Annotated in this window: 26 protein-coding genes and 1 riboswitch; of the genes, 20 read left to right on the top strand and 6 right to left on the bottom strand. The window is 41.5% G+C overall.

Annotated elements, in window-relative coordinates:
* The first annotated feature begins 20 nt into the window (after nucleotides 1–20).
* The gene (locus tag HQN90_RS15710; protein WP_173220299.1) at nucleotides 21–881 is read left to right on the top strand and encodes an NAD-dependent epimerase/dehydratase family protein; all 861 of its coding nucleotides are present in this window, start codon (nucleotides 21–23) and stop codon (nucleotides 879–881) included.
* A gap of 47 nt (nucleotides 882–928) precedes the next feature.
* Nucleotides 929–1,822, top strand: coding sequence for a PhzF family phenazine biosynthesis isomerase (locus HQN90_RS15705; protein WP_173220297.1), 894 nt, complete (start codon nucleotides 929–931; stop codon nucleotides 1,820–1,822).
* An 8-nt stretch (nucleotides 1,823–1,830) separates the two neighbouring features.
* Here HQN90_RS15705 and HQN90_RS15700 read toward each other — a convergent pair whose 3' ends face one another.
* Nucleotides 1,831–2,793 (bottom strand): alpha/beta hydrolase, encoded by a 963-nt coding sequence (locus HQN90_RS15700; RefSeq protein ID WP_173220295.1) that lies wholly within the window; start codon nucleotides 2,791–2,793, stop codon nucleotides 1,831–1,833.
* 168 nt (nucleotides 2,794–2,961) lie between these two features.
* Between HQN90_RS15700 and HQN90_RS15695 the strand changes: the two genes are divergently transcribed.
* Both HQN90_RS15695 and HQN90_RS15690 read left to right on the top strand, forming a co-directional pair.
* On the top strand, nucleotides 2,962–3,420 hold the full coding sequence (locus HQN90_RS15695) for a YfiT family bacillithiol transferase (RefSeq protein WP_338042334.1): 459 nt from the start codon (nucleotides 2,962–2,964) through the stop codon (nucleotides 3,418–3,420).
* Between the two features lie 1,229 nt (nucleotides 3,421–4,649).
* On the top strand, nucleotides 4,650–7,763 hold the full coding sequence (locus HQN90_RS15690; RefSeq protein WP_173220293.1) for an efflux RND transporter permease subunit: 3,114 nt from the start codon (nucleotides 4,650–4,652) through the stop codon (nucleotides 7,761–7,763).
* Nucleotides 7,764–7,794: 31 nt separating this feature from the next.
* On the opposite strand, the gene HQN90_RS15685 is transcribed toward HQN90_RS15690, so the two are convergent.
* Nucleotides 7,795–7,971, bottom strand: a complete 177-nt coding sequence (locus tag HQN90_RS15685) for a hypothetical protein (protein ID WP_173220291.1) — start codon at nucleotides 7,969–7,971, stop codon at nucleotides 7,795–7,797.
* Between the two features lie 22 nt (nucleotides 7,972–7,993).
* Entirely contained in the window at nucleotides 7,994–8,608 is a 615-nt protein-coding gene (locus HQN90_RS15680) for a TetR/AcrR family transcriptional regulator (RefSeq protein ID WP_173220289.1), read from the bottom strand.
* A 282-nt stretch (nucleotides 8,609–8,890) separates the two neighbouring features.
* Between HQN90_RS15680 and HQN90_RS15675 the strand changes: the two genes are divergently transcribed.
* The 10 genes from HQN90_RS15675 (at nucleotide 8,891) to HQN90_RS15630 (ending at nucleotide 16,923) form a co-directional block, all read left to right on the top strand.
* Nucleotides 8,891–10,441: an FAD-dependent oxidoreductase gene (locus HQN90_RS15675; RefSeq protein WP_173220287.1), complete on the top strand. Its 1,551-nt coding sequence runs from the start codon at nucleotides 8,891–8,893 to the stop codon at nucleotides 10,439–10,441.
* A 17-nt stretch (nucleotides 10,442–10,458) separates the two neighbouring features.
* A complete protein-coding gene (locus tag HQN90_RS15670) occupies nucleotides 10,459–10,935 on the top strand; it encodes an anthrone oxygenase family protein (protein ID WP_173220285.1) in 477 nt (158 codons plus the stop codon).
* A 61-nt stretch (nucleotides 10,936–10,996) separates the two neighbouring features.
* A complete protein-coding gene (locus tag HQN90_RS15665) occupies nucleotides 10,997–11,683 on the top strand; it encodes a response regulator transcription factor (protein ID WP_173220283.1) in 687 nt (228 codons plus the stop codon).
* Entirely contained in the window at nucleotides 11,680–12,543 is an 864-nt protein-coding gene (locus HQN90_RS15660) for a HAMP domain-containing protein (protein WP_173220281.1), read from the top strand. The genes HQN90_RS15665 and HQN90_RS15660 overlap by 4 nt, the downstream gene beginning before the upstream one ends.
* Nucleotides 12,510–13,082: a sensor histidine kinase gene (locus HQN90_RS15655; protein WP_173220279.1), complete on the top strand. Its 573-nt coding sequence runs from the start codon at nucleotides 12,510–12,512 to the stop codon at nucleotides 13,080–13,082. The genes HQN90_RS15660 and HQN90_RS15655 overlap by 34 nt, the downstream gene beginning before the upstream one ends.
* A gap of 523 nt (nucleotides 13,083–13,605) precedes the next feature.
* Nucleotides 13,606–13,953 (top strand): hypothetical protein, encoded by a 348-nt coding sequence (locus HQN90_RS15650; protein ID WP_173220277.1) that lies wholly within the window; start codon nucleotides 13,606–13,608, stop codon nucleotides 13,951–13,953.
* Nucleotides 13,954–14,098: 145 nt separating this feature from the next.
* On the top strand, nucleotides 14,099–14,248 hold the full coding sequence (locus HQN90_RS15645; protein ID WP_173220275.1) for a hypothetical protein: 150 nt from the start codon (nucleotides 14,099–14,101) through the stop codon (nucleotides 14,246–14,248).
* A 103-nt stretch (nucleotides 14,249–14,351) separates the two neighbouring features.
* The gene (locus tag HQN90_RS15640) at nucleotides 14,352–15,296 is read left to right on the top strand and encodes a stalk domain-containing protein (RefSeq protein ID WP_173220273.1); all 945 of its coding nucleotides are present in this window, start codon (nucleotides 14,352–14,354) and stop codon (nucleotides 15,294–15,296) included.
* 138 nt (nucleotides 15,297–15,434) lie between these two features.
* The gene (locus tag HQN90_RS15635; protein WP_173220271.1) at nucleotides 15,435–16,361 is read left to right on the top strand and encodes a hypothetical protein; all 927 of its coding nucleotides are present in this window, start codon (nucleotides 15,435–15,437) and stop codon (nucleotides 16,359–16,361) included.
* Between the two features lie 235 nt (nucleotides 16,362–16,596).
* Entirely contained in the window at nucleotides 16,597–16,923 is a 327-nt protein-coding gene (locus HQN90_RS15630) for a hypothetical protein (protein ID WP_173220269.1), read from the top strand.
* 142 nt (nucleotides 16,924–17,065) lie between these two features.
* On the opposite strand, the gene HQN90_RS15625 is transcribed toward HQN90_RS15630, so the two are convergent.
* Nucleotides 17,066–17,785: a stalk domain-containing protein gene (locus HQN90_RS15625; RefSeq protein WP_173220267.1), complete on the bottom strand. Its 720-nt coding sequence runs from the start codon at nucleotides 17,783–17,785 to the stop codon at nucleotides 17,066–17,068.
* 589 nt (nucleotides 17,786–18,374) lie between these two features.
* Between HQN90_RS15625 and HQN90_RS15620 the strand changes: the two genes are divergently transcribed.
* From HQN90_RS15620 to HQN90_RS15600, 4 genes are all read left to right on the top strand, one after another.
* A complete protein-coding gene (locus HQN90_RS15620; protein ID WP_173220265.1) occupies nucleotides 18,375–19,103 on the top strand; it encodes an ATP-grasp domain-containing protein in 729 nt (242 codons plus the stop codon).
* Nucleotides 19,104–19,710: 607 nt separating this feature from the next.
* Nucleotides 19,711–19,905 carry a transcription initiation factor TFIIIB gene (locus HQN90_RS15615; RefSeq protein ID WP_079413157.1) on the top strand — a complete coding sequence of 65 codons (195 nt, stop codon included), beginning with the start codon at nucleotides 19,711–19,713 and terminating at the stop codon, nucleotides 19,903–19,905.
* A gap of 627 nt (nucleotides 19,906–20,532) precedes the next feature.
* Nucleotides 20,533–21,174, top strand: a complete 642-nt coding sequence (locus HQN90_RS15605) for a hypothetical protein (protein WP_173220263.1) — start codon at nucleotides 20,533–20,535, stop codon at nucleotides 21,172–21,174.
* 43 nt (nucleotides 21,175–21,217) lie between these two features.
* Complete coding sequence (locus HQN90_RS15600) at nucleotides 21,218–21,643, top strand: hypothetical protein (protein WP_173220261.1); 426 nt, start codon at nucleotides 21,218–21,220, stop codon at nucleotides 21,641–21,643.
* Between the two features lie 201 nt (nucleotides 21,644–21,844).
* Here HQN90_RS15600 and HQN90_RS39950 read toward each other — a convergent pair whose 3' ends face one another.
* Complete coding sequence (locus tag HQN90_RS39950) at nucleotides 21,845–22,105, bottom strand: Imm26 family immunity protein (protein WP_173220570.1); 261 nt, start codon at nucleotides 22,103–22,105, stop codon at nucleotides 21,845–21,847.
* Between the two features lie 1,337 nt (nucleotides 22,106–23,442).
* Nucleotides 23,443–23,589: riboswitch (FMN riboswitch) on the top strand.
* A gap of 119 nt (nucleotides 23,590–23,708) precedes the next feature.
* Here HQN90_RS39950 and HQN90_RS15590 point away from each other — a divergent pair.
* Both HQN90_RS15590 and HQN90_RS15585 read left to right on the top strand, forming a co-directional pair.
* On the top strand, nucleotides 23,709–24,677 hold the full coding sequence (locus tag HQN90_RS15590) for a DMT family transporter (RefSeq protein ID WP_420851051.1): 969 nt from the start codon (nucleotides 23,709–23,711) through the stop codon (nucleotides 24,675–24,677).
* 184 nt (nucleotides 24,678–24,861) lie between these two features.
* Nucleotides 24,862–25,809: a hypothetical protein gene (locus HQN90_RS15585; protein WP_173220259.1), complete on the top strand. Its 948-nt coding sequence runs from the start codon at nucleotides 24,862–24,864 to the stop codon at nucleotides 25,807–25,809.
* Nucleotides 25,810–26,116: 307 nt separating this feature from the next.
* Here the strand turns inward: HQN90_RS15585 and HQN90_RS15580 are convergent.
* Nucleotides 26,117–26,574: IS3 family transposase (locus tag HQN90_RS15580; RefSeq protein ID WP_173220257.1), on the bottom strand; the 458-nt coding region annotated here is incomplete at its 5' end.

The raw sequence follows: 26,574 nt of genomic DNA, 5'->3' as shown, positions 1-26,574 counted from the left end.
GAATATCGGAGGAGACGGACATGCGAATTTTCGTAGCTGGTTCTACGGGGGTAGTGGGCAAGCTGCTGCTGCCCAAATTAATTGTGGAAGGTCACGAAGTTATAGGCATGACCCACAAAGAGGAAAACAAAGCAATGATCGAGAACCTAGGCGCCAAAGCTGTCATTGCAGATGCGTTTGATCGGGCTTCTTTATTTTCAGCGATGGAAGAAGCACGGCCGGATGTCGTTATTCATCAGCTTACGTCACTTAGTACAAGAAACTTTTCAGACAATTCAAGGATACGAATAGATGGAACTCGAAATATCGTGGACGCTGCCCAATCCGTTGGTGTAAAGCAGCTGATTGCCCAGAGCATTGCTTGGGCCTACGAGTCAGGGGAGGGGGCTGCTGCGGAGGATATTCCTTTGGATCTCAACGCCGCGGAGCCTCGTCAGGGGACGGTTGCCGGTGTTAGCGCATTAGAAAAGACAGTTGCTGAAATGCCAAATCATGTAATTTTGCGATATGGCATGTTCTATGGTCAAGGAACTTGGTACGATCTACATGGATTCATGGCAGAGGAAGTAAGGCAGAAACGTGTGAAAGGAACGGATGCGATCTGTTCTTTTCTTCATGTGGAGGACGCAGCTAACACTGTTGTACTAGCGCTGAACTGGCCTTCGGGTCCTATTAATATTGTGGATGACGAGCCTGCTGCGGGCAAAGATTGGCTGCCCGTTTACGCGCAAGCAGTAGGGGCTCCATTACCAGAATTGCAATCAGGAAGTTCCGCGTGGGAACGTGGAGCACTGAATGGCAAAGCTCGGAAGGAATATGGCTGGAAACCTTCGTACCCAACGTGGAGAACTGGTTTTGCCCAAAGCTTGTCAACTCGCTAATAGCCGTATTTTGACATGGAGGAATGAACTTGAACGGAGGATTGTCTGTGAAAACAATAAGGGTATATCATTATGACGCATTCAGCAGTGTTCCTAATATGGGAAATCCAGCAGGGGTTGTCTTCCAGAGTGAAGACCTGCTAGAGGACCAAATGCGGGAAATAGCCGAAAAGGTTGGCTTCAACGAGACGGCATTTCCAATGAAGTCTGATCAAGCGGATTGGCGTATTCGATATTTTACACCAGGTCACGAAATCGATCTCTGCGGTCATGCTACGATGGCAACCATCTTTGCGTTGAAAACAAGAGGCGAGCTTGGTGATAAAACTGATTTTACCATAGAGACCAAAGCAGGCATTCTGCCAATTAAACTTCGCGAGAATTCGAATGAAGAGCTGCTTATCACGATGAAACAACCATCTCCTCAATTTCACAATTTCAACGGTTCGTTACAGCAGTTGGCGCATTCCATGGGCATCGAAGAGGGAGATATCGAAACAAAACTTCCTACTTTGTATGGAAACACGGGTGCTTGGACTTTGTTGATTCCGATAAAAAGCTTACATACTTTCAGTAAAATGAAACCTATGAACGCGCTGTTCCCAGACATCTTGAAAGAGATGCCAAGAGCTTCAATCCATCCGTTCTGTTTAGAAACTTATGATCCTGAAGCGCATATGCATGCTCGCCATTTTTCCTCACCATACTCAGGGACGATTGAAGATCCGGTTACCGGAACCGCCTCTGGCGTTATGGGCGCTTATTATGCCAAGTACGTCAATCCACATGCTGATTCCATCCTAACACTTACCGTGGAGCAAGGTCAGGAAATCGGAAGAGATGGCAGAGTCGCAGTCATCGTCACAAGATGTGAGGCAGATTATGAAATTGAGATTACAGGAAAGGCTGTTTATGTGAAGGAATTTGATGTCTCGCTCTAGAATAGAGCTTATGCTTCGCTCACAAAGCGTTCAATAAATTCGGAAACCTCCCGATCATACGTTTCGGGATCGACGGATCTAGCTAAACCATGACCAGCCCCGGGGATAACGAGCATCTTTTTAGGGACAGAGGCATGTTCGAACAATTCATAAACCATCCTTGTGGGCACGAAGGCGTCTGCACCCCCATGAATGAAGAGAATGGGTGTTTTGGATTTGCTGATCTGTTTAAGGGCGGAAGCTTCCTTGAAAAAGTAGCCTGCTCGGATTTTAGTTATTAGGCTAGTTAAAGGAACGATCGGAAACGAAGGGATATGATACAGGCGTTTGAGCTGATAGACCAGTTGATCTTGCACGGAGGTATAGCCGCAATCTTCGATAATCGCTTTGACATTGGGGGGCAGAGCTTCGCCGCTTGTCATCATAACCGTTGCTGCTCCCATAGATACGCCATGTAGAACGATTTGTGCTTGTGCACTCGTTTGCTTGATCACTTTGTCAATCCATTTGACGTAATCCTTGCGTTCGGGCCAACCGAAGCCGATGTAAGCTCCTTCACTGATCCCATGTCCACGGGCGTCCGGGAGGAGAACGTTGAAACCTAACTCTTCCCTATACATCTGTGCCAACTGCCCCATTTGCTTCGCTTGTCCAGAATAACCATGTGCCAGAATGACGGTCCGATCTGTTGGTTGGTTAGCGGGTAAAAAGTAGGCATGCAGCAGTAACCCATCGCTCGATGTCGTGTTCCACTTTTCAAAAGCTTGCTTACCCCACCATTCCTCCATTTCTGCAAATGACTTCACAGCGCTTTCTTTGATTTCTAGATCGGGATTGCCGTTTAGAAAGCTTTTATCAGCGCGAGCAATCGCGATGTGGTAGAAGTAAAGACTGGCACAAACGAGAATAATAAAGATCAACAAGACAACTAAGATCCCAATAACCACGAAGAACAATCCTTTCTTTTCCATCCCAATTTATACATAGCATTCTACTTAGAATAAAATTAATACTCAAAAAAACTACTCTCAATTATTGATGTAAAAGGATTTGGAAAGAAGGAGGGGCCCGAAAGTGGATAAAATTCGCTATCCCATTGGACAATTTGAGGCAAATCCCATTTCTCAAAAGTCGAACGAATTGATTGTATTCATCAAATAGCTGATATCGTTAAAACTCTTCGAGACGTTGTTAACCCGCTTAACTACGATCAGCTTCAAGTTTCGTATCGACCTGGAGGTTGGAGCACACAACAAATCATACATCACATGGCGGACAATGATATGAATGCCTACCTGCGCTTAAAAAGAGCATTGACAGAAGATGAACCTATTGCGAACTCGTATCGGGAAGATTTATTTGCAGAACTGAATGAATATAAGGATATGCCGATAGAAATGTCGGTGTTATTACTGGAGCAGCTACATAAGCGAATGATTACGCTGCTTAACAGCTTACGTACGGAGGAATTTCAAAGAAAGTTTAAAACACAAGCTTTAGGTTTAATCACGATTGATATTGCACTTCAAAGATTTGTATGGCACAACCAGCATCATATTTCCCAGATAAAATTGCTCAAAGACAGCAAGAGGTGGTAGACGGTTCCCTATTTACAGAATAACGATCCATTGGAAGAAGCGATCATAAGGGCAAAAGCCTACGTTGAGAGCGGGGCAAGTGTTCGGAGTAAGGCGAATAAGCCTTAGGTGTTTTTCGCGGCAGTATGAAGACGTTATCATTAGTCTTTTCGAGCGGAAGCAACTAGTAAGAACAAGACAAAGATCAGCAACCATATCCCTTCAACCATATGTACCATCGCCTTTTGCTTTAGTAAATCAAGCATATCAAGAATCCGAACTAATTTCTGTCTGAAATTTAACAAAAAATGTTGAATTTACTCGAATAATAGCAAAAAGAGAAAGGGTTAATTCCCCTCTCTCTGAAAAAAACTATTCATTCGGTTGATCAATACGGTGGCCATGACCCCCATGACCGCCATCATGCCAGTGGTAACCTCCATGCCCGCCGTGCCATCCCCCATGCCAATTACCACCGTGCCATCCATGATAGTAAGGGTGGTATGGTGTTGAAATCGGAATTGGATAAGGAGTAGCAACAGAATATGGAGTTACTACAGGGTATGGAGTTGCAACAGGATATTGAGGGTAAGTGTAATTGGTATAAGCCATTTTATAATCTCCTTCAAGTTCAAGTGGATACATCAACAATCTATGTGCGGTTGATACAATTGGATGCTTGCCTATTTGGAAATGGGCGCAGTGATGACTATCGTATAACTCTAAAACAAAAGGCTAAAACCCATATGTAGGAAGGGGATTGGCCTTTTTGTTTTGGGCGGTAATTGGGCAGGAAATCAAGCCAATCTCATCAGAGATTGGCTATTTGCTTTGTCTGAAAAGGTACGTAGATTCCTTAGACGATTGATAATGCTTCAGTATCAAGATGGATCAAGAATCGAATTAACAGTCTTCAATAAGATTATCCACCTATTCGTAAATGTTTCCTACTTTGCAGTTGTTTTTACTGCTCCTATGTATTAAAGGGAAGAAAGCGGGGGGAGCAGACTGGGCTTGCCATCGTATGACAAATTATCGAAAGGCATCAGGGAAGCACTTCAGTCGCCAGAGAACCTGCGACGGTGCGTTATTTACCGTTATTTTAGCCATTTTCACCTACCCATAGAAAAATTATGAATGATGAGAAATCTTGGGAGATAAATTTCCAAGGTTTTTTGTTTGTTCATATTGAGTTCATAACTCGATTGTATTTTGGGTGAGGTGTTAATGAAATGAGGGGAAGTGCAGGAATGAATCGACTTACACAATTTTCAATGAAGAACGTCTCGGCGCTATTTATCATTATGATCATGCTATTTGTCGGGGGTATTTACTCGTCTTCCCAGTTGATGGTCGAGAATATGCCTAACGTGTCATTCCCAGTCGTGGCCGTCACGACGACCTACATGGGAGCGCCCAAAGATGTTATGGACGAAATTACCGATCCGATCGAGAAGAAGCTGTCTAATATCGAGGATCTCGATTCGATGAGTTCTACATCAAGTGATAATTTCTCCACGATTATTTTGATGTTCAAGCAAAATGTAGACACGGACAAGAAGAAGCAGGCTGTGCAGGATCTGCTTGCCGATATTAAGCTGCCTACTGAGGCGGGTACGCCGAAAGCTTCCACCTTTGGTGCGGCATCCTTCCCGTCCAATTACTTGGTTGCTTATGCAGACAACAACATGAGCCAAACGGAGCTTGACAAGCTGTTCAAGGATACGATCAAACCAGGATTCGAAGGATTGAAAGGGATCGACCATATGGATGTTGTCGGTGCTCGCGACACCTCTCTCGATATCGAACTCGATGCCAGCGCTCTTGATGTGTATGGGTTATCGCCTGCCCAAGTCAGCGCAGCGATCAAGGCAGCCGTCGCACAGAGTCCGATCGGCAGCGTTGAGATCAGCGGCAATAGTAAGATGACTCGGGTAACGGGCAATATCAGCTCGCTGTATGATTTGCAGCAGGTGGAAATTACAACGCCAAAAGGCGATATCGTCACACTTAATACAGTAGCCAAAGTCAAAGCGATCACGGAATCGGATTTCAACGGACGCCTGGATGGCAAGCCTGCTATCGGGATGATCCTGTATAAAGCGAGCAGCGCAAATGCTGTTGAATTCTCAGGGTCCATTGAGAAACTTGTGCATGAATGGAAAACGACGATGCCGGACGTACAGTTAAAAAATACATACGATAGCGCGGATGAAATTAAGGACTCGATCACAGGACTTATTCGTGAGGGGATTGTAGGAGCGGTACTTGCATCGCTGATGATTCTGATCTTCTTAAGAAATGTGAGAATGACGCTGATGGTTCTCGTATCGATTCCGTTATCGATTCTCATTACGCTGCTGCTCATGTCGCAACTAGGACTCACGCTCAACACGATGACGCTTGGAGGTATTTTCATTGCCGTAGGCCGAGTGGTGGACGATTCTATCGTCGTCATCGAGAATATTTACGCGTCGCTTGAAAAAGCGCAGGAACGGAAAGAATCCGTCATTGCGTTAGCCACGAGTCAGGTTTCCATGGCTATCACGTCATCTACGTTAGCTACCGTAGGCGTGTTTGCGCCATTGGCGCTTGTAACGGGCATTGTTGGCGGGCTCTTCCGGCCATTTGCGATAACGATTGCCTGTGCGCTGCTGTCTTCCTTGGTTGTCTCTTTAACGGTTATTCCGATGCTGGCGAAGCTTCTAGTATTGCGCAGCAAATCGGGCAAAGCACATCATGATGAGTCGGCACCTAGCAAAATAACGAGTTTCTACGAAAAAGTGCTGAGCTGGAGCTTGACAAACAGAATTAAAACATTGCTGATTTCGCTGCTCTTGCTTGTTGTCACTATTGCAGCAACGGTTCCGGTGCTTTCGGTTTCGTTCCTGCCCGGCTCCAAGCCGCCCAAGACGATGTATTTCCAAATTAAAATGCCTTATTCGACTTCCTTTGAAGCGACGGATTCCAAAACGAAAGAAATTGAGAAAGTGCTGCAGGATACGAAGGATTCGAACGGTCAGCCTGTTTTTAAATTCGTAGAGGCATTGGTTGGCTATGCTGGCAATGACGATGAGCGTACGCCATATGCTTCGCAAATCTTCGTTGAAGTGAACGACAAGGTCGATCCGGATAAAGTTAAGGGGCAGGTGAAGGAATTCATCCTAAGCGAGCTTCCTGCCGGATCGGAAGTCGAGCCTAAATCGATGGAGGGCGACTTCGACACAACCTCGACAGACTTCTCCTACGCGCTGACGGGAGATGACCAGCTTCAACTGGAAAAAGCCGCAAAGCTTGTCAAGGATAAGCTGAGCACGTTCCCGGAGCTTAGCGAGATCGAGGATAACCTGAGCGATGCGAAGACCGAAGTTGAGATTGCTGTTGAACAGAAGAAGGCGAGAGCCTACGGCTTGAGCGCTTCGATTGTGCGCGATACGGCCCGTGCCTGGATTCAGAAGCAGGATCTTGGCGATATGAAGTTCGATAATATTGTCTATACGACGACCGTATCTTTGGATAAATCGGATAAAAATACGCTCGTAAAGCTGGGCAACATTCCCTTTACGACATCGAACGGTTCCATCGTTCTATTGAAGGAAGTTGCAAAAATCAGCGAGATGAAAGGAGCGGCTTCACTGGCAAGGGAAGACCAGTCTCAACTCGTTAAGGTGACCGCGAAGATCAATGCGGACAATAAGAGCGGTGTGAGCGCCAAATTGGCCATGGGCTTGAAAGAGGTCGAGCTGCCGGATGGCGTAACTCCGAAAACCGGCGGTGTCTCCGTAGATATTGATGAGAGCTTCTCGCAATTATATGTAGCGATGGCCGCAGCCATTTTCGTGGTTTACTTGATCATGGTGTTGGCGTTCGGAAATGCCAGTGCGCCATTCGCGATTCTCTTCTCTTTGCCACTGGCCGTTATCGGAGGGCTGTTGGGACTCGTAATCGCTAGAGAACCTTTGTCGGTTACCACGATGATCGGCTTCCTGATGCTGATCGGGATAGTCGTCACCAATGCCATCGTGTTGATCGACCGAGCTCAGCAGCTCAGACAAGAAGGTTATACAGTGAGACAAGCGCTGATCGAGGCAGGCAAGGTGCGTTTGCGTCCGATTATTATGACTGCCGGCGCTACGATTATGGCGCTGGTTCCGCTGGCACTGGGTATGTCAGGTGAAGGCGGTCTGATCGGTAAAGGACTGGGGGTTGTTGTTATCGGTGGTCTTATCACTTCGACTGTATTGACGCTTGTCGTAGTCCCAATTGTCTATGAACTGATCGAGAGCATGAAAAATCATTTCGGCAGGATGTTTAAGCAGGGTAAGAAAAATGAGGTGACTTCACCGGACACCGTTGAGGTTTAAAGAGAGAGAGTAGGCACATCGAAGAGAAAGGTTAGTTCTTAGAAACGGCGTAACAATATCGAACTTGGTCAATACTTGCAGCCGTGACGGCTGCAGCCGTACTGGCCGGCTGCTCCGTTCTTGGATCAGCCAAACCGGCTATACCGGAGCTGACACCGAGGGTAATTAAAACAGAAATGATTAGCAAACAAAAAATCAGCAATCCCATCGAACAAATTCTCGGACAGTCGTCACGAGCTTTGACGGTGATCGGCTGAAATAGCGCGCACAGCTAAATTGGAGAGAACCGATGCGGTCTGTCGAGCCACAATGAGAATTTCCTTAAAGTCGATATCCATGCCGCGAGAAGCGGACAGGGCAGCAGATATGGTATCTAGGGTCATACGGACCAAAAGACGTGCTTCAGCACTGCTATTGTTGTCTACGAAGCGGTTAATAATCTCCTGAAAGCCAGAGCGAATATCCTGACCAGTTTCACGGAGGCGGAGTATGACCGGCTGATTCGTGTGAGCGAGAATCATCACCTGTAATCTTTCAATGGTGGTGCAGTCGATCCAACGGTGTGCAGTACGTTCGAGAAGATCGGGAGCCGTCGGTTGGTTATCCAACCATTCAAGAAGCTCCTCAAGTTGAGCGTAGCGCAGCTGAATGAGGTTAATCAGGATCTCTTCTTTGCTGCGGAAGTGATAATACAGCGAGGACTTTGTCATACCCAGCGCCTCTGCAATATCTCGGATAGAGGTACTCTCGTACCCTTTTTCAATGAAAAATTTTAAAGCAATGCTCAATATCTGAGATCGCGTTTCTTCGCCGGAACGACGCTCTGACGAAATGGAGTTGCTCATGATATTAGCTCCTTCCTTTAACAGGAGCAACACGTATACTCCCTACACTTAATATTAGCTAAAATTATAATCTAAACTCATGCTAGCTCTCTAATTGACATTCGTCAAGTTTTTGCCGGTGCTAAGAAGCATTGCACATACAAACCATATTTCAAGATTGCCATTTCAATGTTCTTGACACTGAACGACCGTTCGTTTAGTATGAGCTTAATGAACGGTCGTTCAAATAACTTAAAAGGCTGTGTCTATTCATCCAAGACTGGCTGAGAAAGGATAATACCCATGAAAAATTCTGTTTCTACTCACATAGCTATCATTGGCGGCGGCCCTGCTGGACTTACCTGCGCACGTATTCTTCAGGGGTATGGTCTCTCTCCAATTGTGTATGAAGTCGATACTGCTGCTGATTCACGCGACGCTGGAGGTACACTTGATCTTCACGCGGACTCAGGACAGATCGCACTGGAAGACGCCGGACTCGTAGAAGCATTCCATGCACTGGCAAGAATGGAGGGGCAAGCCAAAAAACGACTTTCGCACACTGGCAAGCTCGTCGTATCTTTTGTGCCAGCGGAAGACGATTCTGCGGCTCCCGAAATCGATCGCGGCCACTTACGTACTATGCTCGCAGAACACCTTGATCCTAACACTATCCGTTGGGGGCACAAATTGGCCAGCGCGACCGAGCTCCAGGATGGACGGGTTCGCCTAGAATTTGAGAACGGCCACGTTGACGAGGCAGATCTGGTTATCGGAGCTGACGGAATATGGTCAAAGGTCCGACCTCTTCTCACGGATGCTAAACCCATTTATTCTGGAGTCTCTTACCTCGAAATTGATTTCGCCGACGTAGAATCCCGTCATCCTGCACTAAGCGAGCTTGTTGGTCCTGGCCATGTGTTCGTCACTGATGGCGCAGGGCACGGACTCGTCGTTCAGCGTAACAGCAATGGACATATTCGCGGCTACATTGCAATGCTTACACCGGTTGACTGGTATATGAAGGTCGGGATTTCTCTCGATGATACCGACGCAATCCGTGGATACCTGATTAAAGAGTTTTCAGAATGGGATCCTATCTTACGCCCATTTCTAACGGATACCGATTCAGGCTACATTAACCGCCCCATCTTTATCCTGCCTGCACCGCTTACATGGAAGAGTAACCGTAGCGTGACACTTATCGGTGATGCTGCTCATGCCATGGCACCTTTCGGAGGATTCGGCGTCAACCTCGCCATGTTAGACGCCACCGAAATCGCACGAGCAGTTGCGGAACAAGCAACTGTTGCTGAGGCTATCGCAGTGTACGAATCGGTGATGTTACCTCGTGCCAGTGAACACGCAATTGGTGCAAATGCTGCGATTCTCCGGTTTTTATCATCCGAGGGAGCTAAACCCGATATGGTGCCCGATCATGAGGCTGAGCATCGGCAATACAGGGAATCTGCTGAAGCCTATCGTTTACGACAAGCCGCGGACACATCGCCTGCTCGGAACCAGTCAAGCGAAATACAGATTGCACCGATAAGACTCAACACTACAGAAGGGCGTTGGACAATAACATTCAATACCCCGCGTGGTGAAAATAATGTCGAGCTAGTACTTGCCACCGACAATGAAGAGCTTACGGGCACCTTCGATGAGCAGCCTATTAAACATGGAAAAGTCAATGGCTGCGACGTAACCTTTACTACCCGTTTGACTTTACCATTCCCGATGAAAGTATCCTTCACACTTACAGTCAACGGAGACTTGATGACCGGTTCTGCGAAAGCACCGATGATGACGATACCTGTTAACGGAATTAGAATTGTCTCTTCATCCATTTAAGGAGGAATACAGAGCCTATGACTAGCCTTATGCAAGATACCATTTTCGCATTTGCCGCCATCTTTTTTGCTGGACTCCTCGCAGGTACAGAGTTTACGGTGCGATTTGGCCTACGGGGTCCACTTGACCTGCTCGAACAATCGGCGCACATTATTGTCCGACAAGGGCTTGTACGCACACTGCGCATCATAGCACCATCATTTTATTTTCCAGCTCTCATATTCGGAGTCGTTTCGCTATTCACGGGTGCTAGTGGAACTCCGTTCATACTCCGGATACTCGGTATTGTCATGCTAGTTATTTGGCTTGGAGTAACATTCGGCGGTACGGTTCCTATTAATAGTGCTGCACTGGAATGGCGGTCTGAAGCACCGCCTCACAACTTCCATTCTCTTGTGGAACGGTGGGAGCGACTCGCGATATTTCGCGTACTAGCATCTGTTTTTGCATTCATCTTTTTCCTAATCTCACAGATAATTATCATTGCCTCATGAACGAAGCTCCTGTATAGGGACGGCTGAACGCATATATTCAAGCAGCAGGGGGGTGCAAAGTATGGCGAGGATTATGGTCGTCGATGATGATCCGGATATCCGGGAGCTAATCCGCGTCTATTTGGTCGGAGAGGGGCTTGGTGTGATTGAAGCCGGCAATGGAGAGGAAGCGTTGAAGCTTATAGAATCTACGCAAGTCGATCTTGTCGTCCTAGATGTAATGATGCCGCTCATGGATGGTTGGGATTTGTGCCGCGAGCTCCGCAGTCACTTTAGCGATCTTCCGCTGCTGATGGTAACAGCAAAAAGTGAATCGACTCACAAGGTAAAAGGGTTCCGGCTCGGTACGGACGATTACGTCGTCAAGCCATTCGATCCGGTTGAGCTAATAATGCGGGTTAAGGCACTGCTTAAACGCTATAAGATCGCTTCTTCCCAACTGATTTCCATTGGCGATATGACGATTGATCACGTCTCTTTCGAGGTCCGCGTGCAGGAGCAGTGCTTTATCCTGCCGCTCAAGGAATTCAAGCTGCTGTTTAAGCTTGCCAGCTATCCCAGACTAATCTTTACCCGCACGCAGCTAATCGAGCAAATCTGGGGGATGGATTACGAAGGCGACGAAAGAACGGTAGATGTTCATATCAAGCGGCTGCGCGAGAAGTTCGAGCCCTTAACCGATCAGTTTCGAATCACTACGATTCACGGCCTCGGCTATCGCCTCGAGGTGAGCAGCTCAAGATCATGACCCTTTATCTACGCGTCGTTTTGACGTTCTTGGCCGTCGTCGTAGTTAGTGTATTGCTGGCTTTTTTCATTGCCATGCTGCTCTACACGAACCGAATTACAACCGAGTTGCAAGCTAGCTTGCTGAAAGTGGGAAACCAGCTCGCTGAGATGAGCAATGAGTATCAGACGACAAAATTGGAAACTCTACTTGAAGGAAGCACCAAATTCAACGACAGCTATTCCCTGTTCTTATTTGACGACAGCGGTTACCTAGCCTCCTTCGGGGTTGAAAAGAAAAACGACATGATTGAGATGGACCAGCGGAAGGTCATCTCTGTTCTGCAAGGAAACATCTACCAAAACGAAAAAACGAATTTTATATACGCCGACTTCAAGCAATCGACGAGTTTGATGATTGGCATCCCCTTGGCAGTAAACGGCAGGCAATACGCCCTCTTTTTAACGCCTAAGGTGTCTGAGGTAGCGAGGAAACAGACCCGAAACTCGATAACTACCGTATTGTTGATCGTGCTTCTCATCGGAAGCTTGCTCATACTGGTCGCATCGCGGTATATCGTCAGCCCGATGAAGAAGCTGACACGGGCTACGAATCGGCTGGCGCGCGGCAATTTCAACGTGAATGTGAATATACAAAGAAGCGACGAAATCGGTTTGCTTGCCGAAGGCTTTAATCATATGGCGGGTGAGTTGAAGCAGCTTGAGCAGATGAGGCAGGATTTCGTCTCTAACGTATCGCATGAAATCCAGTCACCGCTGACCTCGATAAGGGGATTCTCCAAGGTGCTCCGTCAATCGGCCTTGCGGAGGAGGAACGCCATCGTTACTTGGAAATCATTGAGCGGGAAAGCGAGCGCTTGACTCGGTTGAGTGAAAACCTGTTGAAGCTGGCTTCTTTGGAATCGGAGCATCATCCCTTTCATCCCAGCACGTATGATCTCGACGAGCAGCTTCGTCGCGTACTTGTTTTCTACGAGCCCCAGTGGTCGGAGAAAGAGCAAGTGCTGGATTTGAATTTGCCCAGAGTGAAAATATCGGCAGATGCCGATCAACTCAATCAGGTGTGGACGAACCTGCTTGGCAATGCCATCAAGTTTACCCCGCCTCAAGGAATGATTCAATTGAAGCTTGCGGCCAAAACGGATCACGTTGTCATCAGCATCCAGGATACAGGAATTGGCATTAAGAAAGAGGAGCAGGAGCGGATCTTCGAGCGTTTCTACAAAGCCGATCATGCTAGACAGCGGGGAACAGGGGGCAGCGGACTGGGACTTGCCATTGTAAGAAAAATTCTCGAGAGGCACCAAGGTAGCATTTCAGTCGCCAGCGAACCTGGCGAGGGTACGTTATTTACCGTTATTTTACCGATTATCACCTACCTGCAGAAAAATCATAAATAATGAAAACCTTGGAAGATTATAACCTTCCAAGGTTTTTCTGTTCCTACATATTGAGTTCATATGACTTTAGTCAAATTTCTAGTGAATCAAAGAAGAGCTGTGACACTGAGGTGGTGTTAAGTCACTAAATGAAAATTAGACCTACAACGCTTTACTGTTGTAAGTCCAATTCTCTATATGTGAATAGTGGGGTTGCTTATAGAATACCCAGTGAAGATTAAGGTGGGATTAAGATTAGATAATTATTCCATGAATAGACAAACCGTTGGAATGAACAAATCTCTATCGGGGGCTAGGGGTTGTTTTGTAATCATGAGTTCAATCCTCATTTCTTCTTGAGGAGAAGGACATTAAGAATATCCTATTACTATATGGAAGCAGGGATGAAAATCCTTGTTTTTTCATTTTATGATTCATTTGAAGTAATAGAAACTTCTACAAATCCATATAAATCTAGAAGATGAAGATTTCTCAGAATTTGTTCAGTATGAATAAATATCATAATCCACGGAGGCAACAGCATATGAAAAAATCACTTATCATAATCCAAACCATTCTCGCGCTATTCCTTTTCTCGTCTCAATCCTTGGCGGCAGAATCTAATCAATCAACTGTTCAAACTAAAATTGATTATGTCTATTACGATGCGAATGATCATACCTATTTTATAGTCACTCTGGGAGACTCGCTAGAAAGCCGCTGGGTGTTCAATGTCCAATCTTCTGTAGCATTTGATACTCATACACTACAACAGCTAAACGAGACTTACAAAGGTAAACAGACAACTATTATTTATACAGGTGACATTCAACACGAGGACGAAATCGAAATCATTTCATGTGATATTGAAGGTTTTGGAAATCTATATTGAGTAGAGAATAGGAGGCAATTAGTGTGATTAAACATTACAAATTACTTCTATGGGGAGCGGGTTTTGGATTGTTATAAGCCGCAGTGTTTATACACTGTTTACAAAGTTAAGAATAAATATAAAAACCAAAGAGGAAGTGTTCATTATGGATAGAAAAACAATGTGCGAGAGATTATTTATTCAATGTTTAACTAACGCAGAAGTAAATTTAGCAGTCAAAAGCAGCGAGAATTTTAAAGGCTTGGACTTTATGACAGATGAAGAAATTAAAGAGCTTTATGAGCAGTACGGATGAAAGAATGTGATTAACTCAACTGAAGGATCTTTTCTCGACAAATACTCCATAAAATGGTAACAAGCACTAGGTGCATTTACCCATTTATAGGAGATGATTAGATTTGAAGAAGTTTGTGAGTTTAATAGTTATTTTTTGCACAGTAGCTTTAGCAATTGTTCCAGTATCAGCTTTGGCCAAGGACTTTGAATACGAAGTTTATGTAAATAACAAGTTGATGAAATCAGAATATCCGCCAATTAGCCATAATAATGCTGTATATGTTCCGCTATGGAGTTTGCTGGGGCAATTGAATATGTCAGCAAAAGATTACAGTGGAGTATTGAGAATAAATCATCCATACCGCACACTATTAGTAAAAGCTGATCAGAATATGATGACTTACTTTGGACGAAATATGGATATACAGTATACGAGGCTCGAGTATCCAATAATAACAAAAGACTATGTCATGTATGCGCCATTAGTATTTCTAGGTGACTATTTGGATATGAAAATAGCTTACGGTGAAAATGGAAGAATAGATATTACATCTGCTGATTTGAGTAAGGATGTTTCATGGGGCAAGGATTATGATATTGAAAAAGCTGCTAAACAATTAAAATTAGATGCTGCTGCAGAAGAAATTTGGAAAACGAATTCGTCACTCTGGAATAAAAAAACCTATTTTGGAGGCCACTCTTCTAAGAAAAATTATATTGAAAACTCTGTAGTTAGTTACAGTGGTGCAACAGTAACCTTAGCAAACAGTTTAGAAACATATACGGTTACGTTTTCATCAATAGAGGATATAGTCAATGCATTAACTAATGTCGATCCCTTTGATGGTTTAGGCTGGTCTAATGATACAATTGATATGATTAAAGATGGATATGTCAAAATTGGTATGACAAAACTGATGGCAAGATATTCTTGGGGAGCTCCAGATAAAGTGAACAAATATAGCAGTAAGTATAGCTATTCCGAGCAATGGGTTTATAATTACACCAGTTCTATGAGTTTTCTGTATTTTGATGAAGATGGAAAGTTAACAAATATTCAAAATTAAAGATTGATTATAAAAGGGGAAACGTTACATTTTAACGTTTTCTTTTTTTATTTAATTTGGCTCAAATGACCTTTATCTACATATCTGTATGGTCTATTATTTAAATATATAATACACGTTGCAATGAGGATGGTGTCCATGAGTACAATCTTAAACAGGATTTTGAAGCAAATAGGTGACCAAGAAATAGTAGATAAACTTCTTTCTCTGTCAAAGGCAGACTTGAACTCGCTGCTTTTAGAACTTTTTGAAAAACAAACGGAGGGGTTTACCCCGGCGGATGTCCTAAAGACGTATCAATCCAACCGTTTCCCTACCCCAAGCGATGCTGACCCAGCTAAATTTCACGCTTTAGAAACACAGCTATTAACCGCTGCTCAGAAAATGAAAATCACAACTGTTCTGCTTTCACCATCGGCGCCTCTTGGCAGTTGCAGCGTTTTTGGATGCGTAGACCAATACAATGTGGTAAGCGCATTGCGTGGGACGGAAACCCTGTCTGATCCCTCTAATATGCTGGCTATTATTATTGCTGACAAATTAAAGAGCAGAACAGAGAGTAATATCATCCCTTTGCACTACGCTGCAACTGCAAGAGTTGTCCGGGCGCAGGCGTTTTCTGGAAAAGGCTTTTTTGCTCATTTCGGCCTTTATTGTATGGTATCTTCGGGCAAAGATAGTGGTTCGTATGCCTGTGAAAAAGAACTGTTGGAAAAGCATTTAATTTTTTATAAAAAGTTATTCCAAGAACAATACAACGCAAAACTATCCATTGTTCTGCGAAAAAGAGGCGGCTATACAGACGGCGATGGTTTTTTTGACAGAATGACCGAAGTTATTCAAACTATGTTTCCCGATACGCCGCTTTCTTTTGACTATGATGATGTGGACAACAAGTATTACCAAGGCGTTAATTTCAAGATATATATGGAAAGAGATGGCGAAAATTTTGAATTTGGTGATGGCGGTTTTGTTGACTGGATGTATCAAATGCTCGGAAACAAAAAGGAGCGATGTTTGATAAGCGGCATCGGACTAGATCGGTTTCTTCTATTTGGTTCATAAAAGGAAAATAATGGATGGTAAGTAGCCTCCTATTGAATTTAGGAGGTTTTTTGATTAGTATTAATTTAGATATATTGGAGAAGCTTGAATGATCGAAAAATGGGCATTTCAAAAAGAACCAGATAAAATAATGTTTATTTTCCAGAAGAATGGGAAATTCTATGGACACATAATTCCTATTCCCATCAGTTTGAGCAGATGAATAAAAGAAATTAAAATAGAGGAGAATTCTAGTATGTCACTCATGTCATCCTTTAAATTGCCTTGCGGGACGAAGAATAATTATCCTGAAAAACTGGATTATTTAACTCGAAAAGGTAAGGTCGTAATTTTCCAATCGCCTTCTTCCAAAGTTAAAACCGCTTATATTGTTTCTCCAAAACATAAGGGGGTAGAGTTTATAGTTGAAGGCTCTCCCTTAAACATTGATGCACTTTATGAAAGTATTGATCTTGAAGAACATGAAATTAGAGACGCAAGTGGTGTGTTTTTTTATAAATTAGCAGAAACAAGAGAAGATTTTGATCATGCATTTGAAAAATTTGTGAAAGCGGCAGAATAAAATTTGGATAATGGTAAAAAGACTGTAAACACCAGAGGAGGAAAGGTGTTTACAGTCTTTTTCGTGCTTGCGCCTGCTCGCGCAACGCCGTTTCCACGATGATTCAAATAAATGTTGCAATAAAATTAATCGATTTGTGTTTTTATTCAACTTTTATTTTTATACTAGTTTGCAATTTGCGATTTGTCTTAATGTCTTCTGGATCGGCATATGTTGTTCGAACTGTAACAGTGTAGGTACCTCTCTTCAAATGTGTTTTTGATTCGCGAAGACTTTCCGAGTATAGATCATTGTATCCGAAGAAGATAATCCATTGTAAAGAAGAAATATAAACATCATTTTCTTTAAAAGTAGACTTTAACAGAGCCAAAGTCTCTCCTGGGTCATATGTGTTTCCATGTTCATCCATCAATGTATATACAAATAAATCATGTGAATGAGCAATTCTTTTTTCTTCCTTTCCGGTGTAAGTAAGAGCGCTCCAGATGTTTATATCTTGTCCATATTGATACACTTCTTTCTCTGAGTGAATGCTGAGTTTAAAGAAGTCGTCTGAATTTGCTGAACTAGTCTCTGACTTATAGCTGTCTTTGCCTCCACGAACATTAATATTTGCAACATTTTCTTGTTCATTATAAGAAACTGTTCCTTGGAGAGTTTCACTTAAGCTTCTAAGAGGAACATAAATATGGCCATTGTAGTTCAGAGTACTATATTCAGTACCGGTTAAGTTTAATTTATTACCGTTTAAGACTACATCTCCACCGAATAAAGAGACTTGAAGACTATTTTCTGCAAATGAAATTGTAAAGGAGAAAGTCGACAAAAACAATACCAAAAAGCTTAAGATCACTTTTCTCATAAAATCCCTCCGTGTTCATTTAATTTTTTTAAAATAAGCATTTTACAAATACAGTAAATTGATGGTGTTTTTTTACTAGGATGATCTGACCAGTTCATCAATACCATTATAAAGGGAGTATTCCATTATTTTCAAATACTCCAAGTTACATGAGCTATGCACTTCGTGGTAACGAATGGTAATTCTGAGGTTTCGTTGTATCCCAAAGAGGACCATTTCGCGTGAGTGCGGCGGTTACTTATGATGAGGTAGGCACCTTTGTAGGTAGCTGGAGACTCGTCGTCTAGCTGTTCAACCTTCGAAGAAGACTCATCTTCCTTGGTGCGCGTAAGATGGGGGCACCTGCACACTCACTCAACTGTAAATCGCAATATTTCGGTGCTTGTAGCGTTTTCATTGGAAAATCACCTATGCTTTTTGACTTTTACCAATATTTATCTCGAACTGCATAGGTCATGTAAAATAAAACAAAGAGGAAATGATCTCCAATCATGATATAATATTGGGTAAAATGGTTATATGATATCAACAATGAGATTGATAGTTTTGCAGTCTAACTAAGAATGATAATGGGGAAAGCAGATGAACTATGAAGGTATTTATTAAAAATGGTTTTGATAATCAAATTGCAAATCATAATTTTTATGCAGCGTATGATGGATTTAGACAAATGGGCTTGGAAATTCTGTATTTTGAAAATATAGAGGAGCTAACGGAAAATACTAAAGAAGATATTATAGTAAGCTACGTTGATGATGTTAGGGCAACACTTTCTAAATATTCTATTGTCCCACCCGAAATTGATTATCCAGAAGAACTTGAAAGTTACTTAGGAAGAAAGATTTGGAAGTCTAAATTAAGTGTAATAGCAAACAATCCCGATAACTGGAATGTATTTATTAAACCAGTTGAGGATAAAAAGTTTACTGGAGTAGTTGTTAGAGGGACTAAGGACTTGGTTGGATGTGGTACATATGGAGAAGATCCAGAGATATTATGCTCTGAGGTTGTTAATTTTGTCGCTGAGTGGAGATGTTTTGTTAGACATGGAAAAATATTAGATATCCGAAGATATAGAGGAAATTGGAGATTTCACTTTGATTATAAAGTGGTAGAAAATGTTGTACTCCAATACAAATCTGCGCCAAATGGCTATGCTGTAGATTTTGGATTAACTGATAAGGGTGAAACATTGTTAATAGAAGTTAACGATGGCTATTCTTTGGGGCACTATGGGCTATTTTCCTTAGATTATGCGAAGTTACTTTCGGCTAGATGGTCTGAGCTGACATCAACGATAGATGAGTGTGATTTTTAATATAGCTGGCTTAGGATGACTAAAACACGAATTTTTTTATCCAACTTTAAGGGTGCTGCTTCGAATGAACTTATACTACAGAGGTGTTTCAGATGTTCGATTGGTATTTGAAGTTATTGCCAACCAAAACATAAGGTGAAACTAATAAACTGATTTGAATACATTTCTTTCTTCATCAGAAGGCATAAAAATTAATTAAGCAAGGAGTGTGCAATAATGGGTTGGTTTTCGAAAGAAATAAAAGATAATTCTTACGTAGTAATTCCGTAAGAAAATGTAACTAAGATACAAGTTGGAGATCCGTGTTATATTGGTTATCAACTAGATGGGCAAGAATTCTGGGAATTAAGTGGTGTCTCTTATACGACTGAAGTATCTTCGTTAGAAGTTCGTAAATACAAATACCATATGGCAGGACATCTGCATCATGCCTTATTGCCGTTTAGTAGGCTGCTATAAAATAGTAGCGATCCGTTGATTACTGGTGATATATTTTGAGATCTAATAGCCGTTTACAAAAAAAGTGAGCTTTACAATTGATAATGGAAAGTTACATATGGACTATATAGAAGTAATGAAAAGATAATTTCATTGAAGGAGGTTCGAGATGAGAAACGAAGAATGTTGTCCTGAATGTGGCGGAACTAAATTTGGAGAGGGCAAGTCGCACGGCGAAGCTAGGGTATATCCTATGAAAAAGATGCTAACATTAGGATCAGATGTTACTCATGTAATTTGTATAACATGTGGATTTATTTTAAAAAGTTTTGTTAAAGAGCCACATAAATTTGAGGATAAATAAAATGAATATCAACATTTATGAACGCAGTAAAACAAATCGTTTATTAAGTATCTCGGATTTTTAAACCTTAAATGTATCGGAGTTGATTTAAATAGGCGTTTACTGGAAACACACAGATGAAGCAAAAGCCAAGATTAGTGAGTTTTTCAAAGGTAAAGCAAGAAGTGACGAAGTAAGGAAAAAGATAAGTGATAGTCATAAGGGGAAAAAACTGTCAGAACAACATCGTTTAAAACTCAGTGAGGTGAAAACAGGGAAGAAGCTTAATGTTGATCGACGCGGCGAGAAAGCTAATAGAGCAATATTGAATGAGTTAGATGTAATTGAAATTAGAAGATTGTATGCAACAGACAAATCGTGGACACATAGGTCGTTGGCAAAGAAATATGGCGTTGGGAAAAGTACAATAACTGCGATATTATCTAATAAGTCATGGAGTCACATATAGCGATTGGGGTTTGTATAAACTTTACAATAAAATGAATATCTAGAAGACACCATGCGTATTTTAAGAAGTTGTTTCTCTGGAGATGAAATAGAAGGTTCAATGGTGAATGTAATATATAATTTGCGATGAAAGAATGATTTTATCAAAACCTCTTAACTTAAAAGGATGGTTTCCGTATTGTGGATAATACGCTTATCAATAAGAAAAAAATTAGGGGATGGAAAAGAAAAATAAAAAAGATTGAGCAGTGGAAGGAAAATACACTTAACCTTGATATAGAAAATTTAAATAAGTATCAAAGAGATTATGTAAAGTTATGGATCGACCCATTCTATAGACTTACAAGAAGAAATCCGCCAACATGGTATTGTAGACTATTATTGAAAGCAATGTTTGAAGTTTACTTCAATTGGAATAGTGAAATAAAGGGGATTAATAAAGATTATTACCTAAAACTCTGGATATATGAACCCAATTTTATAAATTCTCAAATAGTTGTAGCTGTAAACGATTGTTTACATTTTTACGATAATCCCTTCATCGTCAGTGAGATCCAAAAACCATTTCCACTTCAAAAATATAAAGAACTCAGCAACATAATTGACCAATTTGAATGGGAACTATGCTATGAGACTCAAGATTATATTGAATCTCATTTAGTACAGGATTATAATGACGGATTATATTCAGAGAATAAAATTATTAATATTAGATCTAAAGCATTTCTGGTTGATAGCATTACTTATCCAGAGGGCAAAAAAGATGCTGTTTATTTTGTTAAGAAAGGTTATGTATGGATAGGGAAGTTTAAAGATATTTAAATTGCATAAAAGCACGATTTTATAGAAACGAGGGCAAAGCACAATGATCGAACTTCACGATGCAGAAGACCAACTAAAAGAAATGCTTGGCGATAATAAAACTGATGTATTAGATGTTTGGAATACATTTAAGTCATTTGCAAGATTAGATGTTGAATGCGCCGAATCTTCACTATTATTTGAATGCGGTGTATATAACTTTACTGGGAAAGAACTTTTTCATTTTGGTTTTGTTCGTCAATTTGTTGTAGAAGAAGATGGAGAGTCTTCGCATATGGAGCAATTACATTGTTTGTTATTGTATGAACCGGTTGAGGAGTTACAATTCTTAAAAAAGACTTTATGGTCTTATGATACAGAAGATAACTATGAAATATTTTTTAATAAGGTTGAAGAATTGAAAGAGTTCTTAATTCCTGTTCAAAACTATCTCCCTTTAAAAGTGAAAATTTATCAAGAAAAAGTATAAATGGAAGAGCAATTTTATAGTACTAAGTTATCAAGTTTGGTTCATATATCAAATTATCATAATATGGTTCCCAGTCTTCTATGCCATTTTTGGCTTTAACAGCATCCTCAATAACTGATGGTGAATAAGATTTGTGATTGTTTAATATCGATACTTCTAGTTCACTCGCCTTACGAATAATTTGATGAAGATGATTTTGAATCATCCAGCCATTGGAGTTTGTATCTTATATATTGGGAAATTGATGTTATTGAATACAGGAGCATTACCATTTCGAAGCCATTCACTATGTGTAATCTTTACATCAACTGAAAAGGCTAAGAGTAAAATTGGTTTATTTATAATATCATCTATTGCAGGATGATCGTCTGTAACGAAATCGAAAATTAGAAAGCAATCTTTATATGTCGTAACTATTTGTCCGTAACCGTAGCTTGTTTCATTTAAGGGTATTGCGAAAATATCTCCATATTTTGTTCGAACTCTTTTTTAAAACTCCATTACTTCACCTCTTTGGATTCATTAAGTGATGGAAGTTGATAAAGAAACATTATACATCATACTGACAGATTCATACCCTCTTGTTTGTAAGATTTGTGGAGCAGAACCAATCCCTATTAAATTGCTAGATAACGATGTAGACATTGAGGTCTTATTTATGGAGATAGATGAATCTAATTAAAATTGAGGTTTTAACGGAAAGGAGTTGAGAAGCTTGCATCAGGGATTCAATAAAGGTGGCGGTCATCATGGCAGAACACACGATGCTGAAAAAATGTGTCCTATCATTTATAAGCGTAAACGTTCTAATACCGCTAAATGGAAAGGAAAATGGAATATAGCACAACATGGCGCTATCCATCCGATAATGGGGGACACGGCTAAAATGCTAACGAAGCAACGGCATAAGAAGAAATCGAGAATGTGGCATAAACAATTATGTAGAACATCTGAATAAAACTGAAATTTCATGGGGAGCTGATCGCTTACCGACGATGAAAAGTTTATCCAAGACTTACGTAATGCTTATATAGAAAAAGCCATGTATAGAAAGCACTTTCTGCCTATATGTTCAATCTATCTAGAATGATATCCCCTTTCTAATATCCACCAAAAAAATAACTTATTCTAGTTAATATTAACACTACTCAATTAATAGCCAATTAAAAATACATTTTATTTAGATCTAACTGATCTCCTAATATTAATATACAATGCGACTAGTCCAAGCAATGTGCAAATGAGAATGATGGGGATTACATTTCTTTTTTTAAATTTCTTAACACTTTTCTCGCTAAACTCTCGGTTGCCTAGTGAGGACATTTTTTGCTGAATTTCTTTCAATCTATTTCCATTTAGCGGATCGATAAGAGCTGCTTTAATTCCTATAATAAATCCTATTACCATCCAACTTAAAATAGCTATTAGAACCCAATACATTTAGGTCACCAACTTTCATAGACGATTTTATCTATTATTATTTTATAGCCTGTATCAATGATATACCACATATTGTGATGGAGGAAATCCAAAGAATATATGCAAAATAAATTTCCCGGACAATTAGATTTTCTTCGTTTCTTAGACATTTTCATACAAAATAACAACTGACACACATTTAACAGGGCTGAAAAAGCCTTGCTTTTTATTTTAAGTCGCCATATTATTATATGTAACTTATTATTAATTAATTTGAGGATACAAAAAGTCACTGTAATTGAACTCTAATGAAATAAAAAGCCTATTATCATAGTGTTTTGATCGTATCAAGACACAACAGATAACTAAAGATTATTTGATCTTTTCTTCGGGGCAGGGTGAAATTCCCTACCGGCGGTGAGGATGCATTCGTGTATCTCAAGCCCGCGACTCCCAGCTGTGTTGGTTGGGACTGACTTGGTGTAATTCCAAGGCCGACGGTATAGTCCGGATGGGAGAAGGTGAAGAACAACTTGTTAAAATTTACTTTTTACAGGTTTGTTTGTTGATGCCCCTGTTGATTCATGACAGGGGCATTATTTTTTCAGAAGGTTCAATTCAAAACATTTCTTAGGAGGTTTTTGAATTGGAACAAGCATTTAAGCTGGAAAGCAAGCAATCGAATGGGTATTCATCATGGACCCGAGGCATCAACGGGATTTGGTTTGTGGCAGTCGGGGCCGCACTTTGGGGGATGGACCCGCTTTTTCGGATTTTATTGTTGAAAAGTTTTACTTCTGCGCAGATTGTGTTTTTGGAGCATTTGCTATTGGCTTGTTATGCACTTCCTGTGCTGCTGAAGCACCGCAAGACTTTAGCCGGCAAACTCACGTTGGCAGTCATTGGTGCACTGCTATTTATCTCTTGGGGTGGATCGGCTATTGCCACCGTGCTTTTCACCGCGGCTTTTGCTCACGGCAATGCCAATGCAATCTTGCTGCTGCAGAAATTACAGCCCTTATTTGCCATCATCCTAGCTCGTGTTTTGCTCAAAGAAACGTTGCCTTCCAAATTTTTTATTTATATCTTAGCGGCGCTTCTAGGAACTTATTTGTTGACGTTTGGTCTTCACACACCTGAGATGGGGTTGAAGGATTTAGGTACGATAAGCTGCTTATTTTCAATTTTGGCAGCATGTTTATGGGGAGGGTCCACCGTTATGGGGAAATTCCTTCTTCAAAAAAATATAGATTTTCCTGTTGTGACTTCGCTTCGATTTTTATTGGCAATTCCTTTGCTATCGGTTGTTCTTTTGATGAGCGGCGATGTTTGGCATTTGAACGGAACGGGTAAAGAAGTGACAATGATCGCGGTGAACCTATTGTTTCAGGCTTTTTTTCCTGGATTAATCAGCATGCTCTTCTATTACAAGGGCTTGTCAACGACTAAGGCGTTCTTCGCGACGCTAGCGGAGCTTGCTTTCCCAGCAATAGGGATATGCATGAACTGGCTCGTATTTGGTCAAAAGCTAACCCTAGGGCAACTCTTAGGTTTCATACTGATTTGGCTTACCCTGTGGTTAATGAGCCGGGTTAAAGGAAATGCTGCTGCATAAAATTTAATATGATTAATAAAAATCCTGATGAGCACTCTCATCGGGATTTTCGTTTTGAAGCAGAATCATACAAATGTGAAATAGACTTTTGCTGCAACTTTTTAACTCAAATCACGTCTAATTCAAAAAAATGGAAGAAAAACCAAGAGACAGCCTTGATTTTAGGGTTTGAGGAGAATTCAAAATGAAGAAGCAGGTTTATGCTGTAGTTTTGACCGCCATCCTGTTGATTTTAAGCTCATGTGCGAACGAGGAAGTTCATCCGGTTATGAGGTCTGGTGAAGATCAAGCAGTACGCGAAGAAAAACTTAAAGACTCTGGGGATACAGAAGTTGTGTCACCGGACGGAAAGCATATTTATGTAGTTAATCTTCATATGGAAGGTGAGAATTTATTCGCTAAGCATACAATTCGGAATAGCATTTCGGGACAATCGGTGCCAATTGCCTTAGATTTGGTTTCAGGATATGCAGTATGGTTAGATAATGAACATGTGCTTTACATAGGTGGGATTGGTGAAGAGGGAGTTACGCAAATTGATATGCAAGGTCATATGACTTCAATGCCTGCTTTAAGTAAGATTATGGCACCAACAGAATTGAAGCAAACTGAGCGAGCAACGATCGGCAATGATCGTCTCTATTATCTAGAAACGAACTATCCAAGGAATGTTCACGACTTAAAATATATCGAGCTCTCCCAGATGGATGCCCCTGCGGCTCATCAAGTTAGAGGAGAGGTTTCCTTGTTCCAGCCGATGAAAGCTGGGCATATGATCTCTGTCGTAACGACTCGAAGCCATTTAGATGAATTGAAGCAAGAGCTCATACTCATTGATTCGAATGGTAAAGATCAAGGAGCTGCCCTTGCAATAGGAGCGGCTATCGGACCGATGGCCTGGTCACCGGATGAATCCAAATTAGCCTATGGGATGCTGGAGAAAGCAGGGAGTACGTATCAAATCTCTGTTTTTGATCTGAAGGCGGGAAGTAGTTCTGTCGTCTTCGAAGGATCAAGACTTATCGGAGATCTTCTCTGGAGTCCAGATAGTTCTCGACTTTCGGTGACAATTGAACGTTCCAAGGATGGTCTCGAAAGACAACCAGAAACAAACATAATTCAAATAAAATGAATGAGACAATTTTACATGGAAACAAGTATTCGAGAATATGGGGCTGTCCTAAAGGTCACAAGACCTGGAGGGCAGCCTTCTCTGTTTCGCAAATAAGAGCCTCTCGGGACTCCTATCTACATAAAAAGTGGCTATTTTTCACAAATAGAAGTCTTTGGAGACTCTTATCATCGGTAAAATACGCGAAAACTTCCATACACGAAGCATTAGGAGTCTCTATGAGCTCTTATCTACCTAAAAAGCGGCTGTTTTTCACAGATAGAAGTCTTTAATGTATCTGAGTCAATAGAGTGGACACAAAAAAGAGCTAAGAAGTTAGTTTTGTTTGCTTGTAAAACTGCGATTCGAATTTGTCTGGAGACAAATAGCCGAGCTTGCTGTGCGTACGCTTCCTGTTGTAGAAAAACTCAATGTACCAGTAGATTCGTTGGTGTGCTTCCTGGCGGCTTTGAAATTTATATCTGTACACTAATTCCCGCTTGAGAATGCTGTGAAAAGCCTCGATACAAGCGTTATCGTAGCAGTTGCCTTTACGGCTCATACTACGAATCATACGGTATTCTTTCAGTTGTTTACGGTACTCCTTAGACGCATACTGTGATCCCCGGTCTGAATGATGGATAAGGCCTTTAGGCGGCCTTTTAGCTTCGTATGCTTGATTTAAGGCGTCTAGCGTCAGTTCCACGGTCATGCGATTGCCAAGCTGCCAGCCAACGATTTTGCGGGTAAACAAGTCAAGAACGCTTGCTAAATAGAGGTTTCCTT

This window comes from Paenibacillus alba, assembly GCF_013204855.1.
GTDB classification, from domain to species: Bacteria; Bacillota; Bacilli; order Paenibacillales; family NBRC-103111; genus Paenibacillus_E; species Paenibacillus_E alba.
Note: the sequence above shows the minus strand (reverse complement) of the source record. Positions and strands in the feature narration are given on the sequence as shown.